Source organism: Neisseria sp. P0001.S005, assembly GCF_051963715.1.
The window spans coordinates 1-287 of record NZ_JBQCTZ010000957.1 but is presented as its reverse complement, the minus strand read 5'-3'; the positions used below and the strand labels follow the sequence as shown (position 1 = coordinate 287).

Genomic DNA, 287 nt, shown 5'->3' with positions numbered 1-287 from the left:
TTCTCGCGGCGCATTTTTTCTTTTTTCTCTTTCAACTGCTGCGCTTCTTGCTTTTTACGCAAGGCTTCCGCTTCTTCGGATTCAGGTTCAGCCATAATCAGGCCGTCTGATTCGACCACCACCCAATCGGGTTGCGATGCCTGCTGCGGCTCGGCTTTGGGCGCGTCCAAAGAAGACGGGCGCAATAATTCGTGTGTGCCGCCTTCCAAGGCAGATTCGGGTTTGGCGGTTTTATGTTGTGTCCGATAGGCAACCATGCTGCCAAAAACAATGATGTTGAGTGCGAC

Annotated in this window: 1 pseudogene; it reads right to left on the bottom strand. The window is 52.3% G+C overall.

From position 1 onward, the window contains the following. Positions 1-287: pseudogene (locus tag ACTHSP_RS23670) on the bottom strand (cell division protein); the annotation flags it as partial.